This window comes from Isoptericola variabilis, from assembly GCF_050311655.1.
GTDB lineage: Bacteria > Actinomycetota > Actinomycetes > Actinomycetales > Cellulomonadaceae > Isoptericola > Isoptericola variabilis.
Genome location: NZ_JBNOZM010000009.1, coordinates 15660 through 34152 on the forward strand (window position 1 = coordinate 15660; position 18493 = coordinate 34152).

Sequence of the window (18493 nt, forward strand, 5' to 3'; positions counted from 1 at the left end):
TCGGTGGGGTCGGTGGGGTCGGTGGGGTCGGTGGGGTCGGTGGGGTCGGTGGGGTCGGTGGGGTCGGTGGGGTCGGTGGGGTCGGTCGGGTCGGTCGGGTCGGTCGGGTCGGTCGGGTCCTCGGGCTCGTCCGCCAGCGTCACACCGATCCAGTCCCAGGCGGTCGACGGACGGTCCAGCTCACCGAGGCCGATGAACCAGTGCTGGAACTCGGCGGGCTTCCATTCCCCGGTCTCGGGGTCGATCGTCCCCTCGCCGTGGTTGTTGTGGTCCCAGCCGGTGTAGAAGTGCGGGCTGCCCTGCTCGGTGCCCACGGCGGAGCCCCAGAGCTGGAAGGGCGGCAGGTCGGCGACGCTCGTCCCCGCCGGCACCCGGACGAACACCTTCTGGCCGGGGGTGACGCTGTCGACCACGCGGCCGCTCGCGTCCACCAGCACGACGCCCTCCGGCAGAGTAGTGCCGTCGGCGGTGCGCAGCTCGACGTGCACCTCACCCGTCCCGCCGACGAGCGAGGCGGTGAAGCCGTAGTCGGTCGACCCGTCGGCGTTGCGGACGTAGCCGTTGCTCGTGAAGCCTGGCTGCGGCATGACGGCGTTCGTCGTGAGCCCCTGCTCGATGAGCCAGGCCGCCGTCTGCAGGGTCGCCATGCGATCACTGGTGTAGCCCTGGTCCCAGTTGCGCGTCCAGTCCTCGTCGGACGCCTCGAACTGCTGCAGCGCCTTCTCGGACAGCGTCACGTGGTTGTTCTCGTCGACGTCGAAGAGCAGTCCCATGACGTCGTGACCGGTGGAGAAGTACCACACCGCGAACTGGGTGGCCTCGTACGCCGTGTAGTCCAGGTGCCGGTCCTGCTCGGCCTGCCACCACTCACGCACCTGGTCCTCCGTGTAGGTGCCGTCGTCGATCGACACCTGGTACCAGCCCAGGTAGGTCTCCCAGGGCGTGCCCGCCTCGACCGTCACGCCGGCCCGGTCGAAGAGCCGCTGTGCGTCGGCGCCGCGGGCGGTCATGTCGTTGCCGCCCCGGTAGCCGTTCACCAGCACGGTCTGCTGGGCGGACGTGTTCTCCCAGTGGATGCCCTCGGCGTCGGGCGTCACGCTCTCGTCGCCGGACCACGCGTGGTACCAGGAGCCGGCGATGTCGCGGTCGTAGACCATGTGGACCGTGCCGTCGTCGTCCACGAGCGTGTGGTGCAGGATGTGCAGCTGAGGCTGCCCGCCCCACCCGCTCCAGTCCTTGCCGGAGCCGCCCTCGGCGGGCTCGAGGAAGTACCAGTAGTCGCAGGGGAAGCCGTCCTGGCCGCCGTCGTGCCAGTGCGGCTCGTACGCGGGGGCCGGGTAGGCGGCCGACGTCCCGGCGAGCAGCATGGCCGACAGCCCCGCCCCCGTCCGCAGGCTCGACGACGGCACCTCCTCGGTGGCCGCGTCCTCGGTGGCCTCGCTCGTCTCGGCGGCGGGCGCCTCCTCGGCCGTCTCGGCCTGGTCCTCAGGCTGCGGTGCGGGCTCGGCCGTCGGCTCTGCCTCGTCCTCGGCTGCCTGCGGTTCCGCGGCGCTCTCGGCCGGCTGAGCGTCGTCGACGGTCTCCTGCCCGGGCTGCTCCGGGGCGGAGTCCCCCGTTCCCGTGGCGTCCTCCTGCTGGGCGCCGTCCCCGCTCTCGGGCTCCGGGGCGACGACCGGGTCGGAGGGCTCGGTCGGCTCGTCCGCCGTCGTGGACGGCGCGGCGTCGGACGTCGGCTCCGTCGTGGACCGGGGGGCCGGGGTGGGGGAGCCGGCGTCCTCCTGCGACTCCTCGGCCGTCGCGGACTCGGCGGGCGCGGAGGACTCCGGAGCGGGCGCCGGATCGGTGCTGTCCTCGCCGGCGAAGGCCGTCAGAGGTGCGCCCAGCGCGAGGGCGGCGGAGACGGCGGAGACGGTGGCTGTGCGACGGGCCTTCATGATCGTTCCTCGTGTCGGTGGGTCCCTGATGACTCCACCGTCGCGCCGGAGCACCACCCCGCGGCACGCCCGAACGTCGGTCGTCGGTACCGCCGAACGGCGGTATCTCACCCGGGTGCTCCCGCGCGCGGTCGCGCGCGGGCTGGCTAGGCTGGAACGGTGGATGCCGCACGGACGCGCGTCGACGCGCTCGTCGCGGCGGCCTGTGCGCTGGGCGGCCTGCTCCTGGTGCTGCTGCGGGCCGGTACCGACGTCGGCTGGGCGCCGGCCTGGGCGGAGATCGCCGCGCAGCTCGGAGCCGCGGGCCTCCTGCTCGCGCGGTCCCGGCACCCCCTTCTCGTGCTCGTCGGCTGCGTCGCGGCGAGCCTGGTCACCCCGGCCGTCGCAGCCCTCGGCGCAGCGCACGCCACCGGGCTGTACGTCGCGTCGTCGCGCGTGAGCCTCGGGGCGATGCTGGCGGTGGTCACGGTGTCATGGCCCACCTGGCTGCTCACCTCCGAGAGCACGGGCGCCAGCCTCCTGTGGACCGGGATCCTCGTGCTCCTCTTCGCGTTCGCCGCGGGGCGCCTCCAGCGGCTGCAGCAGGACGCCGACGCGGACGCCGCCGCCCGCGCGGAGGCCGCGGCGCGCGCGGCCGAGCGGAGCGCGCTGGCCCGGGACCTCCACGACGTCGTCTCCCACCGGATGAGCTACGCCGCGGTCGAGGCGGAGGTGGTCGGGACGACGGCGACCGACGAGGAGACGCGCCGAGCTGCGCGGGAGATCGGCGACAGCTGTCGGGCGGCCCTGGCCGAGATGCGCACCGTCCTGCGCACACTGACCGGCGATGCCGCGGGCGCCGCCGACGGTGACGGCGAGGAAGCCGCGCCGGACGTCCGCGACGAGGTCCAGGCACGGGTCGACGAGGCTCGGAGGGCCGGTCAGCCGGTGCGGCTCGAGGGCGCGCTCCCACGGCGCACCCCGCCCGACGTCGTCGACCGCACGATCCTGCGCGTGGTCACCGAGGGACTGACGAACGCCCTACGCCACGCTCCGGGCGCGGCCACCGTGGTCGGCCTGGACGTCGAGCCCGCGAGCCTGCGGGTCGCCGTCCGCAACGGGCCGCCGGACCGGGCGCCCACCGGGCTGACCACCGGCGGGTTCGGCATCGCCGGGCTCCGCGAGCGCGTGACGCTGCTCGGGGGCAGTCTGGACGCCGGGCCGACCGCCGACGGCGGGTTCCAGCTCACTGCCGTCCTGCCGAGGAGGTCCGCGTGATCAGGGTCGTGGTCGCCGACGACGAGGCGTTGCTGCGTGCGGGCATCGTGCGCCTGGTCGAGGCCGCGCCGGACCTCCAGGTGGTGGGCCAGGCGGCGGACGGCGCGGCTGCGGTGCGCCTCGTCCGGCAGGAACGCCCCGACGTCCTGCTCCTCGACATGCAGATGCCGGTCATGGACGGTCTCGATGCCACTCTCGCGGTACGCCGGGAACACCCGGAGACGGCCGTGGTGGTCCTCACGAGCTACCTCACCGACGACTACGTGCTTCCTGCGCTTCGCGCCGGCGCGGCCGGCTACCTGCTCAAGGACTCCAGGCCCGACGAGCTGCACCAGGGCGTCCGGGCCGCCGTCGCCGGCGACGCGATCCTCTCACCGGCCGTGGCCCAGCACCTGTTGAAGGCTGCGGGCGACGACGTCACCGGCCGACGGGCCAAGGCGCGCCGCGACGTCGCGCGCCTGGCGCCCAAGGAACGCGACGTGGTCGAGGCCCTTGCGGACGGCCTCTCCAACGCGGAGATCGCCGCGCGGCTCTTCCTCGCCGAGTCCACGGTGAAGGCCTACCTCGCGAGCGCCATGGCCAAGCTGGGCACCACGAACCGGACGCAGACGGCGATCGTGGCCCACGAGGCCGCCCTGCACTAGGGGGACCAGCCGGTCGAGGCGGCCCACGCCTCCGCCCGGGCGGTGATCTCGGCGATCAGGCCGCCCTTGGCGTCGGCGTAGTCGTTCATGCTCGGCCAGTCGCGCTCCGCGAGCTCGCGCTTGAGCGCGGCGTAGGCGTCGCGGTCGGCGGCGTCGTGCCGGAGCCGGTCGCGGAACAGCAGGTGGCTCCGCTCCCAGTCGCTGCCCGTGGCGCAGACGTGGACGTGCACGTCGCGCTCCGGCGTGCGGACCAGGCGGTGGCCGGGCTCGCGGACGCGCAGCTCGTACCCGGCCGCGAGCAGCGCGGGCAGGTAGGCGTCCTCGTCCTCGACGTCGGGCACGCTGACGTCGATGTCGACGATCGGCTTGGCCGCGAGCCCCGGCACCGACGTCGAGCCGACGTGGTCCACCCGCACCGCCGTCGGGCCCAGCGCGCCCACGATGCGCTCGCGCTCCCGCTCGAACCGCGCCGGCCAGGCCGGGTCCGGCTCGACAAGGACGATCTCGCGCTTCTCGATGCCGCCGATCAGCTCGACGTCGTCGCGCGGGCCTCCGCTCATGCCTGTGCCTCCCACTCCGGCGCGAGCACCGACCAGACCTCGATGTCCTGCCGCACCCCGCGGTGCTCGTGGTGCTCGCGCAGCACGCCGTCGCGCCGCATCCCCAGGCGGCGGGCGACGGCGATGCTCGACGCGTTGCCCGACGCCGCCCACCACTCGACGCGGTGGATGCCGCGCTCGCGGACCGCCCAGTCGATGATGACGCGCGCCGCACGGGTCACCAGGCCGCGGCCCGCGGCCGCCGGCTCCAGCCAGCAGCCCGCCTCCGCCGTGCCCTGCGCGACGTCCATCGTGCGGAACAGGACGCCACCCACCAGCGTGCCGCCCAGCCAGATGCCGTAGAGGCGCCCGGTGTCCGTGGCGGCCTTCTGGGCGTACGACTCGAGGAACGAGCGGCTCGACCCCAGGTCCGTGATGCGGTCGGGCAGGCCGATGAACCGGCCGACGAACTCCCTGCCACGGTCGATCGTGGCCAGCAGCTCCTCCGCGTGCCACGGCTCCAGCGGCCGCAGCTCCGCGCCGTCGTCGCCGAGGGACCTCGCGAACATCGTGCCTCCTTGGTGGTGGCCGGCCCCGCGCCGGCACCTGGGGATCCTTGCACGACAGGGCGTCGGGCGAGCGCGCAGACCCGGCGCGTAGGGTCGACGCGTGAACCGGACCGACCGCCTGTACGCGATCGTCGAGGAGCTGCGGGCGGTCGCTCCCCGCCCGCGGAGCGCGTCGTGGCTGGCGCACCGGTTCGAGGTGAGCCGGCGCACCGTGGAGCGGGACGTCAGCGCGCTGCAGCAGGCGGGCGTGCCCGTCTGGGCCGAGCCGGGGAGGACCGGGGGCTACTGCCTCGACCGGGCCCGGAGCCTGCCCCCGGTGAACTTCAGCCCGGACGAGGCCGTGGCCGTCGCCGTCGCGCTCGGCTCCCTCGCGGGGACGCCGTTCGCGGGCGGCGGGGCGACCGCGCTGCGCAAGATCCTCGCCGCCATGCGCGACGACGACGCGGCCGCCGCGCACGACCTCGCCGCCCGCGTGCACCTGCTCGGCGCGCCGTCCGACGGGCCGGCGGTCCCCGCCGTCCTCGCGGACGCGATCTCCGCGCGCCGTGTGCTCCGTCTGCGGTACACGGACCGCGACGGCGCCACGAGCACGCGCGACGTCGAGCCGCTCGGGTTCGTCGGGTCGTCCACCGGGTGGTACCTGCTGGCCTGGTGCCGGCTGCGCGACGGGATCCGCGCCTTCCGCCTCGACCGCGTCGACCGCGTCACGGCCACCGCCGAGCGTGCGCCCAGGCGCGTCGTGCGGCCCGAGGACGTCCAGGTGCCGGACGGGGACCTGCGGACGCTCACGCTGCTGGGCTGAGCGCCGCGACGTCGCGTCGGGAAGCCCCGGAAACACCGACGTCGGGGTGTCGCGGAGCCCCGCCACGCTGGTCGGGAGCCACGGGGGACCCGCGGCCGACCCCATCCCCGACCGGAGGAGCACCACCATGACCCACACCGCGAACCTCGTCTCCGTCCGCCTCATCACCGACGACGTCGACCGCCTGACGGCCTTCTACGAGCGGCTCACCGGAGTCGTGGCCGACCGCCCGTCGCCCGAGTTCGCCGAGCTGCGCACGCCGCTCGGCACCCTCGCCATCGGCAGCACCGCCACCGTCGGCCTGTTCGGGCCGGGGTCGGCGACGTCGGCCAGCAACCGCACCGCCATCGTGGAGTTCCGCGTCGAGGACGTGGACGCGGTGCACGCCGGCCTCGACGACGCGGTCGAGGTCGTCACCCCGCCGACCACCATGCCGTGGGGCAACCGGTCGCTGCTGGTGCGCGACCCGGACGGCACGCTGGTGAACTGCTTCGCCCCGGTGACCGCGGAGGCGCTGGCGCGGCTCGCGTGAGGGCGACGCGTCAGCGTCCGGCGCCGTAGAGGCGCGCCGCCGTCCCGGACCAGACCGCCGTCGCCGCGGCGCCGTCGAGCACCGGAAGGGCCGCGGCGGTGCGCTCGACGACCTGCGCGTACGGGGCGACGCGCGCGGACATCGGCCAGTCGCTGCCGAACAGGAGGCGCTCCGGGCCGAGCAGGTCGACGGCGGCGCGGGCGGCCACGGCGACGCGCGCGGCGTCGTGGGGAGCGGTGGTGTGGAGGCCCGACAGCTTCGCGTGCGCGCGGGGGCGGGCGGCGACGGCGGCGAGGGCGTCGCGCCACGACGCGTCGGGGTCGCCCGCGCCCAGGCCGAGGTGGCAGACGACGACGTCGAGGCCTGGGTGGCGCCCCGCGAGGACGGCGACGGCGGGGAGCTGCTCGGGGCGCACGAGCGTCTCGAGCACGCGGCCGGTCGCCGCGAGGCCCTCGCACAGCGCATCCAGCCCGGCGACGTCGGACAGGTCCGCGGCGCGGCCGGGGACGGCGAGGCGAATGCCCGCGACGGCCACGCCGTCGTCGATCACCGCCTGCGCCATGCCGGCCCAGGCGTCGTCGTGGCCGGGGCGGGCGTCGTACTGGAGCACGACCGGGCCCGGCAGCGGCCCGTGAGCGGCGGCCTGCCGAGCGAGCCAGCGCGCCTCGCCCTCGGTGTCCGCGGCCTGCACGGCGACGGCGGCGCGGACGGGCAGGGGGGACGTCGCGACGGCGCGGGCCAGGTCGTCCGGACCGACCCGTGCGGGCAGGCCCAGGTCGTCGCGGAACCAGGAGACCCGCATCGCCGCCGTGTCCCACAGGTGCACGTGCGCGTCCACGATCCCGTCCGTCCTGTCGCCGACCAGGCGGTCGGCACCGTCATGCGGTGCCATGCGACCCGATCACGGTGTCCACCGCCTGCTCGGCAGAGCCCGCGATCGCGTCGAGCTCCGTCCACAGGCGGTCGGGGACGGCGGCGTCGGCGGCGTCGGCGAAGACGTCGACCTCCGCGGGGGTGCGTGCCCCCACGACGACGGCCTCCACGCCCGGGACGCGCAGCGGCCAGCGGACGGCGGCGGTGGGCAGGTCGATCCCCTCGCGGTGGCAGGCGGCCGCCATGCGCAGGGCCCGGTCGACCTGGTCCGGCGTCGCGGGACGGTAGTCGAAGAACGGCGCGGCCACCGGGTCGGCGAGCAGGCCCGAGTTGTACACGGCGGCGCCGATCACGCCGACGCCGCGCTCGCGGGCGGCGGGGAGCAGGTCGTCCAGGGCCGACCGGTCCAGCAGCGTCACCCGCCCTGCGGGCATGACGACGTCGAGGGCGCCCGCCGCCTCGCGCACGAACCGCGCGACGGGCTCCGTCCGCATCATCCCCACCCCGACGGCCCGCACGACGCCCTGGTCGCGCAGGTCGAGCAGCGCGGGCAGGGCGCCATGCCTCGGGTGCAGCGCCTCGTCCACGTCCGCGGGGTCGTGCAGGTAGAGCAGGTCGACGCGGTCGGTGCCGAGGCGGGCCAGGCTGCCCTCCAGCGACCGGAGCACCCCGTCGCGGCTGAGGTCGCCGACGGTCCGGCCGCCCGGACCGCCGGTGGCGCCCGACGGGACGGGCCTGCCGTCGGCGTCGACGATCACGCGGCCCACCTTGGTGGCGATGACGACGGAGTCCCGGTCGACGCCGGCCAGGGCGTGCCCGAGCCGCAGCTCGCTCACGCCCTCGCCGTAGTGCGGCGCCGTGTCGAAGAACCGGATGCCCCGTTCCAGCGCCCGGCCGACCGTCGCCTCGGCGTCGGCCTCCGCCACCGGCGTGAAGAGGTTGCCGATCGGCGCGCAGCCGAGGCCGAACGACGACGCGGCGAGCCCTTCCGGCGCGTCCCCGGGAGCCTGGCCGGTCAGCGGGCGGAGCCCTGCGCGGAACGCCATGCCTCGAACTCCCCTCGGGTGTCGGGGGTGAGCGGGTAGTAGTCGCTGAGGCGGGCGCCCTCGTCGAGCCGCCGCCGGCTGAAGACCTCCCACTCCTCGTGGTCCTGCGCGGACGCCACCACCTGGTCGGCCATCGCCTTCGGGACGATGACGGGGCCGTCGTCGTCCGCGACGACGAGGTCGCCCGGCATGCACAGCACGCCGCCGACGGCGACGGGCACGTCGTAGGCCCAGGGGAACAGCTCGGACTGCGAGGCGTAGTGCGGGGTGACGCCGGTGGACCACACGGGCAGGCCGAGGTCGGCGATCTTGCCCGAGTCGCGGATGCGGCCGTCGACGACCATGCCCGCGCCGCCCTTGCGCTGGAAGTAGCGGGCGAGGATGTCGCCCACGCAGCCGGAGAAGCGGCTGCCGAACGCCTGGATCACCAGCACGTCGCCGGGCTGCACCGCCTCGAGCACGTGCCACAGCGCGGTGTGCCGCTCCACGTACTCCTGCTCGTCGCCGGCGGCGAGGTCCTCGCGCTGGGGCATGAACTGCAGCGTGAGCGCGGAGCCCACGACGCGGTACCCGGGCTTGAGCGGCCGCGGGCCCTCGACGAACGAGTGCCGGATGCCGAGGCCGTGCAGCTTCGCGCAGGCCGTCGCCGCCGACACCTGGCCGAGCCGCTCCAGCGCCTCCGCGTCCGCCCGCTCGTACGCCCCGCCGCGCACGGGCAGCGTGATCTCGGGGCGCACGAGCCCGGCGCCAGGGTCGGACGGCAGGGTGTCGACGGGCGTGAGCGCTTCGGTCATGGTCGGGCTCCTTCGTGGTGCTGGTGGTGACGTGGTACGCCGCCGGCGGGTGCGGTGAGCAGCACGACGTCGGCGCGGTGCGACGGCGGCAGCTCGACGAGCAGGTCGGGGGCGTCCAGCGGGACGGTCGCGGCGGTCCGTGCGCCGGGGCGACCGGCCGACGCGGTCGACGGGCCGGGCCAGACGCCGCCGTCCTCGCCGCGCACGACGACGCCGGTCAGGCGCTCCTCGCCGAACCGCGACGGCCGCACGCGCACGCGCCGGGCGTGGGTGGGGGAGAGGTTGACGAGCGCGAGCTCGACGCGGCCGGCCCCGTCGGCGTCGCGGTCGAGGCCGGAGACCAGGCCAGCGACGTCCGGCGGCAGTCCGGGGCGGCCCCGGTCGGCGTCGGTGTACGCGACGGCGGCGAACGGCAGCCCGCCGTTGTACAGGGTCTGCGGCGTGCCGGTGATCAGCTGCCCCAGCACCTCCGTCACGACGGGGTTGGCGCGCTGCCAGAAGTGCAGGTGCACGGTCTCGGGGTCCACGGGCTCGGCGTCCATCACGGCGACGCGGCGGGCGAGCTGGCCGAGCGCCATCGACAGCGCGCGCTCCGGGTAGTCCGGCAACGAGCCGTCGAGGAACGCGAGCCACGGGCCCTCGTGACCGGCCTCGACCTTGTCGCGGAAGGGCCGTACCTCGTCGGAGCCGGGGATGCCGTCGAGCACGCGGTCGAGGCGCTTGCGGTCGGCGTCGTCGCGCGTCCACCACCACAGCCAGGTGGGCAGGTCGAGCTGGAGCGGGCCGAAGTCGAACCAGCCGTCGGTGCCGAACCGGTACGGCACGAGCGTGGCGGGCTCCGCGGCGTGCGGGCCGAGGCGCTCCAGCCAGCTCCCGCGCAGGCTGAACGGCGTCTCGGTGACCGGCGCGGTGATCGCGTGGTCGAGGACCGTGTCGAGCATGGTGCGCACGAGGTCGAGCGGCCCGTCGTTGCGCGACCCGGAGGCCCCCGACACGAACGACGCGTTGATCGCGCCGATCAGCGTGCTCATCCCGACGGAGTGCAGGCCGTGCGGCCAGGTCCAGCCGTAGTGGCCGCCGTACCAGGCGCCGTCGTGCAGGCCGCCGACGACGCCGTCGGGCGCCACGTTGTCGGGCATGAGGCCGCCCGCCGCGGCGGCGCGCTCGCGCCAGCCGTCGACGTACCGCGCCACCCACGCGGCGGACGCGTCGTCGCCGTCGTACAGCCAGCGGTTGGTGACGAGCGACGTCGCGGCGAGGTTGACCGCCGTGTCGCCCGCCGCGCGGCGCTGGAGCTCGTCGCCCATGAGCTGCGCCTTGGCCGGGTCCTCGAGGTCGGACCAGCGCGCGATCCCGGGCAGCCCGTGCAGCGGCAGGCCGTACGGCTCCATGTAGTCGAGGGACGCGGGGTAGGTGAGCCACTCGGTGCCCAGCCCCTCCAGCGGTCCCCGCGCCCCGTTGTGCGGCGCCGTGACGATGTTGCGCGCCGGGTCGTAGTTGCCGTGCGCCGGGTCCGTGTACAGCGCCGCGAACCGGCGGGCGCGCTCGGCGAACCGCTCGTCGCCCGGGTCGGCCGCGCACAGCCCGTAGAAGAACAGCAGCGACTCGCCCTGGTGGAACCAGTCGTACCCGTTCTCGTACTCGCCGGTGAGCATGCCGCCCTCGGTGAGCTGCGCCGTCACGCCCTCGAAGTGGTGCTTCGCCGCCGCGAGGATCTCGTCGCTGCCGCCCAGGGCGTAGAACGCGGGCCAGTTGAAGAACGGCTCGTACAGGTCGTCCACGCCGTCGCGGTGCTCGAAGCCGCCCGCGTGCAGGATGCGCCCGTCGGGCCCGGTGTACCGGGCGGAGAACAGGCGCCAGGCGTCCTCCGTCGCGTCGAACAGGCGGCGCTCCAGCACGGCCCAGGCGGGCACCTCGTGCAGCGGCGTCGTGGGGATGCGGGGTGTCGCCGTCACGCTCAGCCCTTCGTCGCGCCGGCCACGAGGCCGCCGATGATGTGTCGCTGCATGAGGACGAAGAACAGGATCGCGGGGCTCACCGCGAGCAGCAGCGTCGGGAAGACGGTCGTGTAGTCGGTGGAGAACTCGCCCACCGCCGCGTACACGCCGGTCGTCACGGTGTAGATGCCGGAGCTCGGGCCCAGGATGATCTGCGGGCTGACGAAGTCGTTCCAGACGCTGATGGAGTTGAGCACGACGATCGTCGCGACCACCGGCTTCATGATCGGGAAGATGCACGACCAGAACGCGCGGATCTTGCCCGCGCCGTCCAGCGCTGCCGCCTCGTCGATGTCGCGCGGCACGGTGCGCAGGTAGGCCGCGAACAGGAAGATCGTCACGGGCAGCGTCGCCGCCGTCTCGAACAGGATGAAGCCCGGGATCGTGTTGATGAGCCCCAGCACCCGCAGCACGAAGACGACGGGGATCAGCGTCACCTGGCCCGGGATGAACAGGCCGGACACGAAGAGCAGCAGCAGGCCCAGGTGCCACTTCGAGCGGCCGCGCGCGATGACGTACGCGACCGGCGCCGCGAGCGCGATGCCGCACACGTTGACCAGCGCGACGAACAGCAGCGTGACGCCGTACGCGCGCACCACGTTGAACTTCTCGCTGGTGAGCGCGGCCTGCAGGTACTCCAGGCTGAACGTGTCCGGGCCGATGGCCAGCGGCGAGGAGATGATCGCGTCCTGCGGCTTGAAGGCGTTGATCACCATGATGTACAGCGGCACGACCATGACCAGCGCCACCAGGCCCAGCACCACCCACTTGAGGACGGTGCCCACGCCCGGCACGCGGCGACGGCGGGCGCGCGACGCCGGTCGCGTCGCGGGCGCCGGGGGAGCGGCCGGCGGGGTCACGGGGGTCGTCGGGTGCGTCGTCGTCGCCATCAGTCGGCCACCTTCTTCTCCGCGCCGCGCCGCGCGAACGTCACCGCGAGGCCGAGCACGGCCGTGACGATCAGCAGGATCACGGACTGCGCCGCGCCGAACCCGAGCTCGGACTGGCCGAACGAGTCCCGCAGGATCTGGTACACGATCGTCTGGGTCGAGCCGGCGGGCCCGCCGTCGGTGAGGGCCAGCACCACGTCGTACACCTTGAGCAGCCCCACCAGCGTGAGCACGAGGTTCACGGTGAACACCGGGGCGATGAGCGGCAGCGTCACGTTGCGGAACTGCTGCCACTTCGAGGCGCCGTCGACCGTGGCGGCCTCGTAGAACTCGGTGGGCACCGACTTGATGCCCGCGAGGAACAGGATCATGTTGAAGCCGAAGTGCGCCCACACGATCGTGAGGATCACGCTGGCCTTGGCGAACGTGACCTCGGTGAGGAACGGCAGCGGCGCGACGCCGAGGTGACCCAGCAGGCCGTTGACGGCGCCCTCGGGGGACAGCATCGCGGACCACAGGAACCCGATGATCAGCGAGCTGATGATGTACGGGTAGAAGAAGATCGTGCGCAGCAGGGTGTTCGCGCGGCTGTTGCCGGCGATGAGCGCGGCGATGAACAGCCCGACCGCGTTGCACAGCACCGTGCCGCAGAAGGCGACGACGGCCGTGAAGATCGCCGCGTCGACGGTGCGCGGGTTGCGGAACGCCTCCGCGTAGTTGTCGAAGCCGATGAACGTGAAGTTCAGGCTGTAGCCGTTCCAGTCGGTCAGGCTCAGCACGAACGCCAGGATCATCGGCACGATGAACATCGCCAGGAAGACCACGACGGCGGGGCCGCCCATGACGATGCCGGGCAGCCGGTCGCGCCACACGCGCGCCGCCGGGCGGCGGCGCGCGCGGGCGAGGGGGACGGTGGTCGCCATCGTCAGCCGATCGTGGCGGCGAACCAGTCGTCCATCGCGGAGTCGACCTTGTCGGCCGAGGTGCCGCCGATGAGCGCCTGCGTCTGCGCGTTGATCTCGTCCGAGTAGCCCGCGGGCAGCGTGCGCTCGCCGTAGCCCTGACCGGTCGGGGTGTACGCCTCGGCGGGCGTGTCCGCCACGATCTGCAGCAGCTCCTTGCCCAGGTCGTCCATCTCGTACTCGTAGCCGTCGCGGAAGTTGCCGTCGACCTCGAGCTGGGACGCGACCGCGTCCTGGTCGGTCACCAGGAACTCGACGAGCTTGGCCGCCGCGTCCTGGTTCTCGCTGGCCTTGAGGATCGAGTACGGGCTGGCGATGTTCGCGCCCATGGCGGGGCTGGCGACGCCGTCCACGGCGGGGGCACGGAAGACGCCGATCTCGGCCTTCTCCTCCGCCTTCGCCTCGGTGCCGGCGAACCAGCTGCCCATCGGGTAGATCGCGCTCTTGCCGGAGAGGAACGCCTGCTCGGCGTCGGGGTACTTGATGCCCAGCGCGTCCTTGGGGACGTAGCCCTTCGCGACCCAGTCGGCGTAGGTGGCGACCGCGTCGCCGTACGTGTCGGAGAAGGTGGCCTCGCCCGAGCTCATGTGTGCGAACCACTCCGGGTCCTGGCCGACGATCGACGGGAGGCCGAGGGCCTGGAGCGAGTGGCTGGTCATCCAGTCGCCGCCGGTCTGCAGCGGTGTCCAGCCCGCGTCCTTGAGCTTGCCGAGGGCCGCGGTGAGCTCCTCCACCGTGGTCGGGGTCTCGGTGATCCCGGCCTCCTCGAACGCCGTCTTGTTGTAGAAGAAGAGGCTCTGCAGCTGGAAGCCGATGCCGGCCATGTAGTACTTGCCGTCGATCGAGTACTGGTCGGCGAGCGGGCCGGAGGTCGCCCAGTCGTACTGGGACAGGTCGACCAGCTCGGGGGCGAGGTCGGTGGTCGGGGGCAGCGACTGCACGACGTCGGGCGCGTCGCCCGCGGTGAGCAGGCGGGGGAGGGCGGCGGCCACGCCCTCGGCGCCGGGGTTCTGGACGACGACGTCGATGTCGGGGTTGGCGTCCTCGAACGGCTTGACCAGCTCGTTCCAGTACTCCTCGGTGAGGTTCGGCGTCACGTTGACGAGCATGCTCACCTCGGTGGTGCCGCCGGACCCGCCGTCGTCGTCGGAGCCGGCGCAGCCGGTGAGCGCGAGGGCGGCGACCGTGAGCGTGCCCACGCTCGCCAGGGTGCGGTGCTTGATCATCGTTGATCCTCTCGGGTTGCCGCCCCGCCGGGGACGCTGCTTCGCGTGCCCGGGCGTTCGGCCTACGACTGTGGATGACGTCCGGTGGGGACGACTGGGACACTAATCGATAATCGTTGGATTGGGAAGGAGGTGTCTCGAGGCAGGTGATCTCACACCCGGGACGGCTCGGGGTGCGGCGCGTCGCCCATAGGCTGGGCGGGTGATCTCCGCAGCCCCCGCCGTGCAGCGGCCGGGCGGTACTCCGAGCGTGCCGCCGCGGCCCTGGTGGCTCGTCGCCGCCGGGCCCGCAGCCGTCCTCGTCGCCGTCCTCGCCGTGCTGAGCGGGGGAGCGTACTCCGGCGCCTTCCAGGCGCTCGGCGGCTTCACCGACCCGGGCGCCATCGTGCGCTACGGCCTGCCCGTGACCACCGTGCTCACCGAGCTGAGCGTCTCCGTGACCCTCGGCGCGCTCCTCGTGGCGGCCTGCCTGGTGCCGCCCGGCCGCACCCAGACGCGCGTGCTCACGACGGCCGGCGCCGCCAGCGCCGTGTGGGCCGTGGCCGCCGTCCTGCAGCTCGTGCTGCGGTACGCGAACATCTCCGGGACCTCGCCGGCCTCGCCCGCGTTCGGTCAGGGGCTCGCCCAGTTCGTCACCGAGCTCGACCTCGGCAAGCTCTACCTGGCGATCATCGTGGTCGCCGCCCTCACGTCCGCGCTCGCGATGGCGGTGCGCGGGCCGGTGGGCGCCCTCTGGACGACGATCCTGCCGCTCGCCGCCCTCGCCATGCAGTCCACGACCGGCCACGCGTCGGGCGCCGCGAACCACGAGCTCGCCGTCGGCGCGATGCTGCTGCACCTGGTCGGCGCCGCCGTGTGGGTGGGCGGCCTGGGCGCGCTGCTCGTCACCGTCCTCACGCGGGAGGAGGGGCGCGACGACGGCCGCACGGCCGCGGCCGCCGTCGCCCGCTTCTCCCCGGTCGCGGGGTGGTGCTTCGCCGCGGTGGGCGTCTCCGGCATCCTCAACGCGTGGCTCCGCATGGAGTCGTGGGGCGACCTGCTCACCCCCTACGGCGTCCTGGTGCTGGTCAAGGCGCTGCTCATGGTGGCGCTGGGCGCGTTCGGCTTCGCGCACCGGATGTGGGTCGTGGACCGGCTGGGCCGGGCCGACTCCGCGGGCGCCGTCCGCCGCCTGTTCTGGCGGCTGCTCGCCGTCGAGCTGCTCGTCATCGGCGCCGTCTCGGGCGTCGCCGTGGCGCTCGGCTCCACCGCCCCGCCCGTGCCGGACGAGGTGCCGGTCGACGTCACGCCCGCCTTCCAGCTCACCGGCCAGGCGCTGCCGCCCGAGCCGACCATAGCCCGCTGGTTCACCGAGTGGAGCCTCGACCCGCTGCTCGCGTTCGCCTGCGTGGCGGGCCTGGTGGTCTACCTGCGCTGGGTGCGGCGGCTCGCGCGCCGCGGCGACAGGTGGCCGCTGGGGCGCACCGTGTCGTGGTTCCTGGGCATGGTCGTGATGTTCTGGGTGACCAGCGGCGGCCCGGCGGTGTACGGGCACGTGATCTTCAGCGGCCACATGGTGCAGCACATGATCCTGGCGATGCTGGTGCCGCTGTTCCTCGTGCTGGCGGCCCCCGTGACGCTCCTGCTGCGCGCCATCGGAGCCCGCAAGGACGGCAGCCGCGGCCCGCGCGAGTGGGTGCTCGGCCTGGTGCACTCCCGGTTCGGCCAGTTCATCGCCCGCCCGGTGGTGGCCGCGGTGCTCTTCGCCGGCGGCATGATCGCGTTCTACTACACGCCCGCGTTCGAGTTCGCGCTGCGCAACCACGCCGGGCACGTGTGGATGATCGTGCACTTCACGCTCGTGGGCTACCTGTTCGCCAACGCCCTCGTCGGCATCGACCCGGGCCCGAAGCGCCCTCCGTACCCGCAGCGGCTGCTGCTGCTCTTCGCGACCATGGCGTTCCACGCCTTCTTCGGCGTCGTGCTCACCTCCGGCACCTCGCTGCTCGTCGCCGACTGGTTCGGCAACATGGGCCGGCCCTGGGGCCTGCCCGCCATCGAGGACCAGCAGCGCGGCGGCGGCGTCGCGTGGGGCATCGGCGAGCTGCCGACGCTCGCGCTCGCCATCGCCGTCGCCGTGCAGTGGACGACGTCCGACGAGCGCGAGGCGCGCCGCCGCGACCGCAAGGCCGACCGCGACGGCGACGCCGAGCTCGAGGAGTACAACGCGATGCTCGCCAAGATGGCCGACCGCGACGAGCAGCCGAAGTAGCTCACTGCCCCGCGGAGCTCGCGACCACCTCGCGGTGATGCGGGGACGATCCCCCCAGCGCGACGACGTGCGCGGGGACGGGCTCGCGCGTGTCGGCGTCGGGGACCGGGGCACCCACGACCCGGCGCACCGGCACGTGACCGCCCCAGCCGCCCGCGGCGACGTCGGCCGGGTCGTCGACGGGCGCGCCGGCGCGGGCCTTCATCGACGCCTCCCGCAGCGGGACGGCGAGCACCGCCGTCGCGGCGAGCTCCTTGCGGGTGGCGGGCCGCAGGGTCGCGGACCGGCCGGGCGCCATGTGGTCGACGATGGCGTCCAGGGCCCGGGCGCGCTCGGCATCGTCGGTGACGAACCGGGCCCTGCCGATCACCACCGCCGACCGGTAGTTCATCGAGTGGTGGAACCCGGACCGCGCCAGCACGAGCCCCTCGAGCTCGGTGACCGTGACGCAGACGGTCGCGTCCGTCGCCCCGACCAGCCAGCGCGCCGCCACCGACCCGTGCACGTACAGGGTGCCGCCGTCGTCGGGGCCGTCGAGGTCGACGGCGTACGCGCACGGCAGCACGACCGGGTGCCGGTCCGCGCCGTCCCCGACGTCGACGCCGAGGTGGGCGACGAGCCCGTCGGCGAGCAGGGCGTGCAGCGCGGCCCGGTCCGTCACGGCACGGTTCCGGCCGCGCCGGACGGTGGACCTCGGGGTGGGGGAGAGGGTGTCCATGGCGCTAGCGTGCTGCCCGGATGGCCCGTCGTCACGAGCCATTTGCGGCGAGGTTCAGCAGGCCACTTCGCCGGGTGACCCCCGCCCGTCCCGATGAGGAGTCCCGATGCCCGCGCTGCCCGTCCGCCTCGACCGCGCCGGTCGTGACCCGCTCGGCGCGCAGCTGTCCGCCCAGGTGCGCGACCTGGTCTCCCGCGGCACGCTGCGGCGCGGCGACCGGCTGCCCAGCACGCGCGCGCTCGCCGCGGACCTCGGCGTCGCACGGTCGGTGGCCGAGCAGGCGTACGACCAGCTCGTCGCCGAGGGGTGGCTGACGGCGCGCCGCGGGGCGGGCACGTTCGTCGCCGCGGATGCCGTGCCGCGGACGACGACCCGCGCGGCGGCCGGGCCGCGCCGGCCCGTGGCCCAGGGTGGCGGGCTCGTGCGCCTGAGCACCGGCGAGCCGTGGATCGACCCGCGCCACCGCGCGGGGTGGCGGCGGGCGTGGCGGGAGGTGTCGGCGACGACGCCGCCGCGCGGCTACGACGACCCGTGCGGCCTGCCCGCGCTGCGGGCGGCGCTCGCGGAGCGGCTCGGCCGGACCCGGGGCCTCGTCGTCGACCCCGACGAGGTGGTGGTCACCGCCGGGACGACGGCGGGGTTCCGCGACCTCCTCGGCGTGCTCCCCGCGGGACCGGTGGGCATCGAGGACCCCGGGTACCGCGCGGCCGTCGCGACCGCGCGCGCCGCGGGCCGTGCCGTCGTCGACCTGCCTGCGGAGGCCCGCCACGACGAGGCGGCCCTGCGCGGCCTGGCCGCCGCGTACGTGACGCCGGCGCACCAGCACCCGCTCGGGCGGGTGATGCCGGCCGACGACCGGCGCTCGTTGCTGGCCGCCTCACGGGCCACGGGCGCGGTGGTGGTCGAGGACGACTACGACTCCGAGCTGCGGTACGACGTGGCCCCCGTCCCCGCGCTGGCGGCGCTCGGCCGCGACCGGGTCGCCTACCTCGGCACCGCGTCGAAGTCCGCGCCGCCCGGGCTGCGGATCGGGTGGCTCGTGCCGCCGCCCCGGATGCTCGACGACGTGGCGCGGCAGCGCGCCGTCCTGCACGACGTCGCCGCGTGGCCCACGCAGCGCGCCCTGCTCACGCTGCTGCGCGACGGCTGGCTCGACGCCGTCCTGCGCACCGCCCGCCGCGTGTACGCCGAGCGGTCGGCCCGCGTCGCCGCGGTGCTCGCGCCGCACGCCACGCCGGCGGCGACGTCCGCCGGCATGTACTCGACGTGGCTGCTGCCGCAGGACGCCGCGCTGTCGGCCCGCGACGCCGCGCGGCGCGCGGGCTTCGACCTGCCGCTGCTGTCCGACCTGTGCCGCACCGCCGGCGACACGGGCGTCGTCGTCGGCTTCGGCGGGGTGGACGACGCCGAGCTCGACCGCGCGCTGGCCGCGATCCGGTCCGGGCTGGGCGGGTGAGGT

Annotated in this window: 16 protein-coding genes and 1 pseudogene; 6 read left to right on the forward strand and 11 right to left on the reverse strand. The window is 74.6% G+C overall.

The features are described 5' to 3' along the window. Window positions 1–1934, reverse strand: a pseudogene (locus ACQP60_RS17900) (hypothetical protein); the annotation flags it as partial. 159 nt (window positions 1935–2093) lie between these two features. Here ACQP60_RS17900 and ACQP60_RS17905 point away from each other — a divergent pair. Continuing rightward, on the forward strand, window positions 2094–3191 hold the full coding sequence (locus ACQP60_RS17905; protein WP_429735379.1) for a sensor histidine kinase: 1098 nt from the start codon (window positions 2094–2096) through the stop codon (window positions 3189–3191). Then, window positions 3188–3835 (forward strand): response regulator, encoded by a 648-nt coding sequence (locus ACQP60_RS17910; RefSeq protein ID WP_429735381.1) that lies wholly within the window; start codon window positions 3188–3190, stop codon window positions 3833–3835. Before ACQP60_RS17905 ends, ACQP60_RS17910 begins: the two co-directional genes overlap by 4 nt. Here the strand turns inward: ACQP60_RS17910 and ACQP60_RS17915 are convergent. Beyond that, window positions 3832–4395, reverse strand: a complete 564-nt coding sequence (locus ACQP60_RS17915; RefSeq protein WP_429735383.1) for a GrpB family protein — start codon at window positions 4393–4395, stop codon at window positions 3832–3834. The genes ACQP60_RS17910 and ACQP60_RS17915 overlap by 4 nt on opposite strands. Next, window positions 4392–4943: a GNAT family N-acetyltransferase gene (locus ACQP60_RS17920; RefSeq protein ID WP_429735385.1), complete on the reverse strand. Its 552-nt coding sequence runs from the start codon at window positions 4941–4943 to the stop codon at window positions 4392–4394. The genes ACQP60_RS17915 and ACQP60_RS17920 overlap by 4 nt, the downstream gene beginning before the upstream one ends. A gap of 100 nt (window positions 4944–5043) precedes the next feature. On the opposite strand from ACQP60_RS17920, the gene ACQP60_RS17925 reads away from it, so the two are divergent. Together ACQP60_RS17925 and ACQP60_RS17930 are read left to right on the forward strand one after the other, a co-directional pair. After that, window positions 5044–5745: a helix-turn-helix transcriptional regulator gene (locus ACQP60_RS17925; protein WP_429735387.1), complete on the forward strand. Its 702-nt coding sequence runs from the start codon at window positions 5044–5046 to the stop codon at window positions 5743–5745. A 127-nt stretch (window positions 5746–5872) separates the two neighbouring features. Beyond that, the gene (locus tag ACQP60_RS17930; protein WP_429735389.1) at window positions 5873–6277 is read left to right on the forward strand and encodes a VOC family protein; all 405 of its coding nucleotides are present in this window, start codon (window positions 5873–5875) and stop codon (window positions 6275–6277) included. Window positions 6278–6287: 10 nt separating this feature from the next. On the opposite strand, the gene ACQP60_RS17935 is transcribed toward ACQP60_RS17930, so the two are convergent. Genes ACQP60_RS17935 through ACQP60_RS17965 form a run of 7 tightly spaced genes read right to left on the reverse strand, consistent with a single transcriptional unit; the run spans window position 6288 to window position 14065 of the window. After that, window positions 6288–7169, reverse strand: a complete 882-nt coding sequence (locus ACQP60_RS17935; RefSeq protein ID WP_429735391.1) for an amidohydrolase family protein — start codon at window positions 7167–7169, stop codon at window positions 6288–6290. Further along, window positions 7156–8196 carry an aldo/keto reductase gene (locus ACQP60_RS17940; RefSeq protein ID WP_429735394.1) on the reverse strand — a complete coding sequence of 347 codons (1041 nt, stop codon included), beginning with the start codon at window positions 8194–8196 and terminating at the stop codon, window positions 7156–7158. Before ACQP60_RS17940 ends, ACQP60_RS17935 begins: the two co-directional genes overlap by 14 nt. After that, a complete protein-coding gene (locus ACQP60_RS17945; protein ID WP_429735396.1) occupies window positions 8166–8990 on the reverse strand; it encodes an RraA family protein in 825 nt (274 codons plus the stop codon). Before ACQP60_RS17945 ends, ACQP60_RS17940 begins: the two co-directional genes overlap by 31 nt. Next, entirely contained in the window at window positions 8987–10945 is a 1959-nt protein-coding gene (locus ACQP60_RS17950; RefSeq protein ID WP_429735398.1) for a DUF8034 domain-containing protein, read from the reverse strand. Before ACQP60_RS17950 ends, ACQP60_RS17945 begins: the two co-directional genes overlap by 4 nt. Before the next feature lie 2 nt (window positions 10946–10947). Continuing rightward, a complete protein-coding gene (locus ACQP60_RS17955) occupies window positions 10948–11877 on the reverse strand; it encodes a carbohydrate ABC transporter permease (RefSeq protein ID WP_429735400.1) in 930 nt (309 codons plus the stop codon). Further along, window positions 11877–12800: a carbohydrate ABC transporter permease gene (locus ACQP60_RS17960; protein WP_429735402.1), complete on the reverse strand. Its 924-nt coding sequence runs from the start codon at window positions 12798–12800 to the stop codon at window positions 11877–11879. Before ACQP60_RS17960 ends, ACQP60_RS17955 begins: the two co-directional genes overlap by 1 nt. 2 nt (window positions 12801–12802) lie before the next feature. Next, the gene (locus tag ACQP60_RS17965; protein WP_429735404.1) at window positions 12803–14065 is read right to left on the reverse strand and encodes an ABC transporter substrate-binding protein; all 1263 of its coding nucleotides are present in this window, start codon (window positions 14063–14065) and stop codon (window positions 12803–12805) included. A gap of 202 nt (window positions 14066–14267) precedes the next feature. Here ACQP60_RS17965 and ACQP60_RS17970 point away from each other — a divergent pair, with 202 nt between their 5' ends. Beyond that, window positions 14268–16316: a bifunctional copper resistance protein CopD/cytochrome c oxidase assembly protein gene (locus ACQP60_RS17970; RefSeq protein WP_429735406.1), complete on the forward strand. Its 2049-nt coding sequence runs from the start codon at window positions 14268–14270 to the stop codon at window positions 16314–16316. Window position 16317: 1 nt separating this feature from the next. Here ACQP60_RS17970 and ACQP60_RS17975 read toward each other — a convergent pair whose 3' ends face one another. Further along, entirely contained in the window at window positions 16318–17034 is a 717-nt protein-coding gene (locus tag ACQP60_RS17975; protein WP_429735408.1) for a pyridoxamine 5'-phosphate oxidase family protein, read from the reverse strand. A gap of 106 nt (window positions 17035–17140) precedes the next feature. On the opposite strand from ACQP60_RS17975, the gene ACQP60_RS17980 reads away from it, so the two are divergent. Next, a complete protein-coding gene (locus tag ACQP60_RS17980; RefSeq protein WP_429735410.1) occupies window positions 17141–18490 on the forward strand; it encodes an aminotransferase-like domain-containing protein in 1350 nt (449 codons plus the stop codon). Window positions 18491–18493 lie beyond the last annotated feature (3 nt).

Bases quoted from the DNA above. Each gene is read 5' to 3' on its own strand.
- ACQP60_RS17915 (WP_429735383.1), bottom strand. From the start codon at position 4,395: ATGAGCGGAGGCCCGCGCGACGACGTCGAGCTGATCGGCGGCATCGAG.
- ACQP60_RS17920 (WP_429735385.1), bottom strand. From the start codon at position 4,943: ATGTTCGCGAGGTCCCTCGGCGACGACGGCGCGGAGCTGCGGCCGCTG.
- ACQP60_RS17930 (WP_429735389.1), top strand. From the start codon at position 5,873: ATGACCCACACCGCGAACCTCGTCTCCGTCCGCCTCATCACCGACGAC.
- ACQP60_RS17935 (WP_429735391.1), bottom strand. From the start codon at position 7,169: ATGGCACCGCATGACGGTGCCGACCGCCTGGTCGGCGACAGGACGGAC.
- ACQP60_RS17940 (WP_429735394.1), bottom strand. From the start codon at position 8,196: ATGGCGTTCCGCGCAGGGCTCCGCCCGCTGACCGGCCAGGCTCCCGGG.
- ACQP60_RS17945 (WP_429735396.1), bottom strand. From the start codon at position 8,990: ATGACCGAAGCGCTCACGCCCGTCGACACCCTGCCGTCCGACCCTGGC.
- ACQP60_RS17955 (WP_429735400.1), bottom strand. From the start codon at position 11,877: ATGGCGACGACGACGCACCCGACGACCCCCGTGACCCCGCCGGCCGCT.
- ACQP60_RS17960 (WP_429735402.1), bottom strand. From the start codon at position 12,800: ATGGCGACCACCGTCCCCCTCGCCCGCGCGCGCCGCCGCCCGGCGGCG.
- ACQP60_RS17965 (WP_429735404.1), bottom strand. From the start codon at position 14,065: ATGATCAAGCACCGCACCCTGGCGAGCGTGGGCACGCTCACGGTCGCC.
- ACQP60_RS17975 (WP_429735408.1), bottom strand. From the start codon at position 17,034: ATGGACACCCTCTCCCCCACCCCGAGGTCCACCGTCCGGCGCGGCCGG.
- ACQP60_RS17980 (WP_429735410.1), top strand. From the start codon at position 17,141: ATGCCCGCGCTGCCCGTCCGCCTCGACCGCGCCGGTCGTGACCCGCTC.